Consider the following 7293-nt stretch of genomic DNA (forward strand, 5'->3'; position numbering starts at 1 on the left):
GGATTTGATACCTTTGTATGTTACGGAGACAATTACGATGAGTAAAAATATTGGCAAGATCAAGCAGGTCATGGGACCGGTTGTGGACGTGGAGTTCGAGCCGGGAAAGCTGCCCTCCATTCTGACGGCCCTTCTGATATCCAACCCCGCCATCAATGCCGAGGAAGACAACCTGGTTGTGGAAGTGGCCCAGCATCTGGGGGACAACGTGGTGCGTACCATTGCCATGGATGTTACCGACGGTCTGGTGCGCGGCATGCCCGTAAAGGATACGGGAAAACCCATCCAGATGCCTGTGGGTGAAGCGGCTCTGGGGCGGGTTCTCAATGTGGTAGGCCGTCCTGTGGATGGCAAGGGCCCCATTGACATGTCAAAAACTTCGGATATCCATCGTCCGGCTCCTGCCTTCACCTCCCAGGACACCTCCGTCCGTGTTCTTGAAACCGGCGTCAAGGTGATCGACCTCCTTGTTCCCTTTCCCCGCGGCGGTAAAATGGGGATGTTCGGTGGTGCCGGGGTAGGCAAGACTGTTATCATGATGGAGATGGTAAACAACATTGCCATGCACCATGGGGGGATTTCCGTGTTTGCAGGCGTAGGGGAGCGTACCCGTGAGGGTAATGACCTTTACCACGAAATGAAGGATTCCGGTGTTCTGCACAAGTGTTCTCTCGTGTATGGCCAGATGACGGAACCCCCCGGAGCTCGTGCCCGTGTTGCCCTGTCGGCCCTTGCTGAAGCGGAATATTTCCGGGATGTGGAAGGCCAGGACGTTCTGCTCTTCATTGACAATATTTTCCGCTTCACCCAGGCCGGTGCCGAGGTTTCCGCCCTTCTGGGACGTATGCCTTCTGCCGTAGGCTATCAGCCGACCCTGGCTGTGGACATGGGCGCTCTGCAGGAGCGCATTACCTCTACGGACAAGGGATCCATCACGGCGGTTCAGTGCGTGTATGTGCCCGCAGACGACCTTACCGACCCGGCCCCTGCCACAACCTTTGCTCACCTGGATGGTACGGTGGTACTGTCCCGCGCCATTTCCGAGCTTGGCATTTATCCTGCGGTGGATCCTCTCGACTCCTCTTCCCGCATCCTTGACCCCAACTTCATCGGGGATGAGCATTACCGGGTGGCGCGTACGGTACAGCAGATTCTGCAGAAATATAAAGATCTTCAGGATATCATTGCCATTCTGGGTGTGGATGAACTCTCTGACGAGGATAAGCTTACCGTAGCCCGCGCCCGTAAGGTGCAGCGTTTCCTTTCCCAGCCTTTCCATGTGGCTGAGCAGTTCACCGGCATTCCCGGCTGTTACGTGAAAATAGAGGATACCATCCGTTCCTTCCGCGATATATGCGAAGGCAAGTACGATGACATGCCGGAGCAGGCTTTCTACATGGTGGGTTCCATTGAGGAAGCCGTTGCAAAAGCCGAGCGTATGGCCGCAGAATAAAAAAACGAAGGGGGCTTTATGGCAGCCAGTATCAAGCTTGAGATTGTAACCCCCGAGCGTGTGGTGGTGGACGAAAGTGTGCGGACTGTTGTGGCTCCCGGACTTCTCGGGGAGTTCGGGGTTTTACCCGGCCATACTTCCTTTCTCACTGCGCTGAAGTTGGGCGCTTTGCGGTATGAGAATAGCAGCGGAAAAACCTGCTATGTTTTCATCCGGGAAGGTTTTGCGGAGGTGCTTCCGGATAAGGTGACAATCCTTGCGGAAGCAGCGGAACGGCGTAAGGACATTGATCTTGCTCGCGCTGAGGCGGCCTATCAGCGGGCGAAAGAACGGATGGAGAGAAAGAGTCGGGAAGCGGAAGTGGATTTTGCCCGGGCCCGGGCAGCGCTTTCAAGATCCATTCAGAGAATTCGCCTTGCATCCGGTGAAGAACGCCACTGATCGGGATCTGTTGCCAGAAGGCAGTTCCTTGGGTGTTGGCATAAAGATGATGTGCCCGTATAGGTCAGGAGAAAATCTGATGAATACGGATTGAAATGAGAAACAGGAAAAAACGATCTTGTTCTACCCACATCGGGTATTCCGGGGCAAGCCGCAGCAATGGGGTTTGCCCCTTTGCTTCATGAGGGGGCGGGCATACGCATCCTGTGCATGGAGTGCAAACGGAAGAAGGGAGAAACTGTGGAGGAAAAACTTGCTGTCGTGATTCTGGCGGCGGGTAAGGGGACCCGCATGCAGTCGGATCTTGCTAAGGTCCTGCATCCTATTTCCGGGATTCCCATGATCGTGCGTGTTGTGGAAACGGTGAAAAATCTGAATCCTGAAAGTTGTGTTGTGGTCGTGGGGCATCAGGCTTCGGAAGTGCAGGCTGTCTTGGCGGGGTTTGATCTTTCCTTTGCACTTCAGGAAGTTCAGTTGGGTACCGGGCATGCACTTCATAGCGGGCTTGGGAAAATTCCGGCTCACTGCAGCCAGGTGTTGGTGTTGTGTGGGGATACGCCTCTGGTCCGGAAAGAAACTCTCTGGCGTCTTTATCAGCGCCAGAAGGATACGGGCGCAGCGCTCACAGTGCTTGCTGTGCACCTTGCGGATCCCAAAGGGTATGGGCGTATCCTTTCGGATTCCAGTGGACGGGTTGTGGGCATTGTGGAGGAAAAGGACGCTTCCGCCGAAGAACGTCGGATTGGGCTTGTCAATACGGGCTTTTATTGTTTTGATAGGAAGTTTCTGGATGAAAAAATTTGCGAGATCCGGCCGGATAATGCCCAGGGAGAATACTATTTGACGGATCTTGTGGCTGCGGCGGTGATGGATGGGCGTGGGGTTGAGTGCATCTGTGCCGAGTTTCCTGAGGAAGTCATGGGGATTAATGCACCGGAGAATCTGGAGGAAGCCAACAGAATTGTGGCGGATAAGGGTTACCCCCTGCAATTCCCTTGACTTCGTTTCCTACGGATGATTATACTGATCACCAAGGATGAAGAGGTGAAAATTGGAAAGAGATGTGGTTTTAAGCAAATTTGATGCAATCGAATCCAAAGTGGAGCGCCTGCTTGCGCACTGCAAAGCCCTTGAGGAAGAAAAAAACAGCCTTCAGGAAAAGCTTGCAGTAAAGGACGCCCAGCTTGAGGAGATGGAAACACGCGAGCTGGAGCGGATGCAGGAAGAAGAACTCATGCAGAAGAAGATAGACGCTCTCCTGGAACGACTTGATGCATATTGAACGCGCAGGTAAATCAAGCATAACCCTAATGGTCTGCATATAGTGAGCCTTGGATACCATCGTAACAATTCACATGTTTGGCGAGGTGTACAAGTTTAAGGCGGAGGCAGGCGTTGCCGATGCGCATGAGGTCGCCGATTTTCTGATGGCTGAGCTTGCCCGGGTGGAAAAGGAGCTGGGGGCTCAGGCAAAAACTGTCACCAAAACGGCAAAGTTGCTGCTGGCAACCATGAATATTGCCAATGCGTATTTTAATCTGAAACGAGAGCATGCGGAAACGGTGTCTACCTTGAAAAAAAGATCCGATACCCTGCTCTTGTCTCTGGAGGCGGCAATCCTTCCTCCCATTGCAGAAAAATAAAAAAGCCCCTGCTGTGTTCGTGATTGATATGCCCTTTGACCCAATGTTGTATAAAAAGGGGGCCTACTCTGACGCCGGTGTGCATGTTCTGGATTCACACAGAAAAGCCTGAAGGCGTCACAAGGCACCCACTTGAACCGCACGGTTCAAAGGTTTTTCCAACACGGCATGTGCGGGGGCATGCTTGATCTGCCATCCCCATCCTTTCGTTTTTCTTCCCTCCTTTTTTCTCCTTACATTCTTGTTTGTGAAAAGCTGTTGCTAGATGCGCAGGTTGCGTAAAGTGTCTTCTTGGGCCCAGACCAGCAGGGCATGGACAAATTCGAGGCTTGTCCTGCTGTGGAAGCTTTGGCTTACGCAATGACGCATTTTCAGGTCAGCAAATCAGATATGGAGACCCTGCGGCGTCCACAGGAAGGTGTCTGAGGACAAACGATGGGGGTGATGCGGTGTTTTTGAATGGGGAGATCGGGGAATGACAGGATATGGTTTTTTGATAGGCCTGCTGGCTTTTGCGGCGGGTTTTGGTCTTGCCTACTGGGTCCGACAGCAAATGGATGCCCAGAACGAGAGTGCAGCAAGGAGTGAGGCCAGCCGGTTGCTTGAAGATGCCCGGCGCCGTTCGGAGAGTCTTCTGAAAGAGGCGGAAGTTGAAGCCAAAGACCGTCTTTTCAAGATGAAAAGTCAGTTTGACGCAGAAACCGCAGAAATCCGTGCGGAGCTTAAGCAGCAAGAACAGCGACTGATTCAAAAAGAAGAAAATCTTGAAAAAAAACATGATCAGAATGAGCAGAAGGAACAGGAACTGCATAAGCTGGAGCAAAGACTTCTGGACAAGGAGGAAAGTCTAGGTGGGCGCGCGGCTGAGCTTGACGCATTGATTGAAAAACAACATGCTGAACTTGAGAAGATTTCCGGTCTCACCAGTGAGCAGGCCAAGGAGATTCTTATCCGTTCCATGGAAAACGATGCCCGCTATGAGGGGGCCAAGTTGGTCAAGCGGATCATGACCGAAGCCCAGGAAGAGGCGGACAAAGAGGCCAAAAGAATCCTGGCCACAGCCATCCAGCGTTTTTCCGGCGATTTTGTTGCCGAGAGAACGGTTTCTGTGGTTCCACTTCCCAGTGATGAAATGAAAGGACGCATTATCGGCAGGGAGGGGCGCAATATCCGTGCGCTTGAAGCGGCGACTGGAATAGATCTTATTATTGACGATACGCCCGAGGCTGTAATTCTTTCAGGGTTTAACCCTGTCAGAAGAGAAGTTGCGCGTCTGGCACTGACCAAGCTCATTGCGGATGGTCGTATCCACCCCGCACGCATTGAAGATGTGGTGAAAACCGTTGAAGAGGAAGTCGAGCAGACCATTAAGGAAGCGGGCGAGCAGGCCGCCTTTGATCTGGGGGTTCATGGTATCCATCCGGAGTTGATCAAGGTGCTGGGGCGGCTTAAGTTTCGGACCAGCTATGCCCAGAATGTGTTGCAGCACTCCGTGGAAGTGGGTTTCCTCTGCGGGATCATGGCTGCCGAGCTGGGTCTGAATGTAAAACTGGCCAAACGCATGGGGCTTTTACATGATCTTGGTAAGGCTGTGGACCATGAAGTTGAGGGGCCCCACGCCCTCATCGGTTCCAAGCTGGCCAAAAAATTTGGAGAAGCTCCCAAGGTGGTGCAGGCGATTGCAGCCCATCATGAGGATGTGCCGCCTGAGTCTGTATATGATCTGCTTGTTCAGGCTGCGGACAGTCTTTCCGGAGCGCGTCCCGGAGCCCGCAAGGAGCTTCTCGAAAATTATGTCAAGCGGCTTGAAGATCTTGAGAAAATCGCCTGCTCCTTTGGTGGTGTGGCCAATTCCTACGCCATCCAGGCGGGCAGAGAGTTACGGGTGATTGTGGAAAGCGACAAGATTTCCGATGAGGAATCCGTTTTGCTGAGCAGGGATATTGCACGGAAAATTGAAGAGAACCTGACTTTTCCGGGTCAGATTCGGGTCACGGTAATCCGGGAAACCCGGGCTGTGGATTATGCCAATAAGTAGTTCTTGGTCTTGGAGTCTGTAGGGGGTGAAAGCGACGGGCGCTGCCTGATCGTGGGGTGCCCGGTTCGTACATTGCCAAAAACACCGATGGAAAGAAAAGGGTAGGGGAATGAATGTTCTGGAGATTCTGAAGGACAGGGGATTTATCGAGAATACAACGCATGAGGAAGAGCTTCAGGCCTATCTGGAGACTCCTGGACGTTATTGCTATATCGGATTTGACCCTACGGGCTCCAGTCTCCATGTAGGACACCTTGTCACGGTGATGGCCCTTGCCCATATGCAGCGCTCCGGGCATCGTCCCATAGCTCTCGTGGGAGGGGGAACGGGCATGATCGGCGACCCCAGCGGCAAGACGGAAATGCGTCAGCTCTTGACCCCGGAAAAGGTGGCGGAGAATAAGGCGGGCCTCCGTGGGCAGCTTGCTTCTTTTCTGGATTTTTCGGAAGGAAGGGCGATGCTGGTGGATAATGCGGACTGGCTTTCGGAGTTGCAGTATATTCCTTTTTTGCGGGAGGTTGGCTGTCATTTCAGTGTCAACCGTATGATCAAGGCGGAGAGTTACCGGGCGCGGCTGGAATCCGAAGAGGGGCTGAGCTTCATTGAATTTAATTATATGTTGCTTCAGGCTTATGATTTCTATGTGCTGGCGGAAAAGCATAACTGCCTTCTGCAGATGGGGGGCAGTGACCAATGGGGAAATATTGTTGCGGGTGTTGAACTGGTGCGGCGTAAGGCGCAGAAGACGGCTTTCGGTATTACCTTTCCCTTGATCATGACAGCAGCAGGCATCAAGATGGGCAAGACCCATGCAGGTGCGGTGTGGCTGGATCCTGACCGAACATCTCCCTATGATTATTACCAGTTCTGGGTAAACACGGATGATGCTGACGTGTTGCGTTTTCTGAAGCTTTTCACATTTCTGCCCATGGATGAAATCGCTTCAGTTTCGGATTTGACGGGAAAGGATCTCAATGCGGTGAAAGCCGTGTTGGCCTTTGAGGCCACGCATATTGTGCATGGCAGGGAGGCTGCGGACCAGGCCCATCGTGCAGCTTCTGCCATGTTTGGAGGGAGGGAAATCCCGGAAGGATTGTTCCCTTCAAGCGGTATTGCCAGGCAGGTGCAGGGCGATACCGAGGGAATGCCCTGTACACGGATTCCGGCAGCTGGGTTTTCAGAGGGGATTTCTGCGGTGGATCTTTTTTGCCGGGTTTCTCTGTGTGCTTCCAAGGGTGCGGCCCGCCGACTGATTGAACAAGGTGGCGCTTACATCAATGGAAAGCGTGTGGTGACTGTGGATGCGGCTGTGGGTACTGGGGATCTGGAGGATGGGGTTCTGGTGCTGCGGTCGGGTAAGAAACAGTATCACCGTGTTGAAGTTTTCTGAACAATCTGGAATGAAAGGTCATGAACGCCTCCGCGCGTGGGAAATTGGGTGGGAATCATGCGGGGAGGTGTTTGATCGGGTCTGAAAACATTGCAGATTTTTTTATTTAAAAAAATGGTGGGTCATGTTAAAAAAAAGCATTGACAGGTTAGGCATGAATCTGTAATTTGATCCTCGTTGCTTACGGCGGCAGATCGAAAAATCGATCTTTGAAAATCGGACAGTGAAAGATAAGAACATGCCCCTGAGTAAGTCTCTTTTTTGAGACGGTACAGAGATTCAACGGAGAGTTTGATCCTGGCTCAGAATGAACGCTGGCGGCGTGCTT

The 7293-nt window shown here is 52.6% G+C and carries 7 protein-coding genes and 1 other RNA gene; all 8 read left to right on the forward strand.

Features of this window, described 5'->3' with window-relative positions; all coding sequences use genetic code 11:
* Positions 1–37: 37 nt before the first annotated feature.
* The 8 genes from atpD to tyrS all read left to right on the forward strand — a co-directional run bounded on the left by atpD (position 38) and on the right by tyrS (position 6965).
* Positions 38–1453, forward strand: a complete 1416-nt coding sequence (atpD, locus tag RBR60_RS13330; RefSeq protein WP_320357592.1) for a F0F1 ATP synthase subunit beta — start codon at positions 38–40, stop codon at positions 1451–1453.
* An 18-nt stretch (positions 1454–1471) separates the two neighbouring features.
* Complete coding sequence (locus RBR60_RS13335) at positions 1472–1894, forward strand: F0F1 ATP synthase subunit epsilon (RefSeq protein WP_320357594.1); 423 nt, start codon at positions 1472–1474, stop codon at positions 1892–1894.
* Positions 1895–2134: 240 nt separating this feature from the next.
* Positions 2135–2893 carry an NTP transferase domain-containing protein gene (locus tag RBR60_RS13340; protein WP_320357596.1) on the forward strand — a complete coding sequence of 253 codons (759 nt, stop codon included), beginning with the start codon at positions 2135–2137 and terminating at the stop codon, positions 2891–2893.
* Positions 2894–2945: 52 nt separating this feature from the next.
* A complete protein-coding gene (locus tag RBR60_RS13345) occupies positions 2946–3176 on the forward strand; it encodes a hypothetical protein (protein WP_320357598.1) in 231 nt (76 codons plus the stop codon).
* Between the two features lie 49 nt (positions 3177–3225).
* On the forward strand, positions 3226–3537 hold the full coding sequence (locus RBR60_RS13350) for a cell division protein ZapA (protein ID WP_320357600.1): 312 nt from the start codon (positions 3226–3228) through the stop codon (positions 3535–3537).
* A gap of 2 nt (positions 3538–3539) precedes the next feature.
* Positions 3540–3720, forward strand: a non-coding RNA gene (gene ssrS / locus RBR60_RS13355) — 6S RNA.
* A 292-nt stretch (positions 3721–4012) separates the two neighbouring features.
* Complete coding sequence (gene rny / locus RBR60_RS13360; protein ID WP_320357602.1) at positions 4013–5575, forward strand: ribonuclease Y; 1563 nt, start codon at positions 4013–4015, stop codon at positions 5573–5575.
* A 109-nt stretch (positions 5576–5684) separates the two neighbouring features.
* Complete coding sequence (gene tyrS / locus RBR60_RS13365; protein ID WP_320357605.1) at positions 5685–6965, forward strand: tyrosine--tRNA ligase; 1281 nt, start codon at positions 5685–5687, stop codon at positions 6963–6965.
* Positions 6966–7293: the final 328 nt, after the last annotated feature.

Origin of the sequence: Desulfobotulus sp., assembly GCF_034006065.1 — a bacterium.
Classification (GTDB): Bacteria; Desulfobacterota; Desulfobacteria; order Desulfobacterales; family ASO4-4; genus Desulfobotulus.

What these genes read in the sequence shown, in the direction of transcription:
- atpD (WP_320357592.1), top strand. Translation starts at nt 38, where the DNA reads ATGAGTAAAAATATTGGCAAGATCAAGCAGGTCATGGGACCGGTTGTG.
- RBR60_RS13335 (WP_320357594.1), top strand. Translation starts at nt 1,472, where the DNA reads ATGGCAGCCAGTATCAAGCTTGAGATTGTAACCCCCGAGCGTGTGGTG.
- rny (WP_320357602.1), top strand. Translation starts at nt 4,013, where the DNA reads ATGACAGGATATGGTTTTTTGATAGGCCTGCTGGCTTTTGCGGCGGGT.
- tyrS (WP_320357605.1), top strand. Translation starts at nt 5,685, where the DNA reads ATGAATGTTCTGGAGATTCTGAAGGACAGGGGATTTATCGAGAATACA.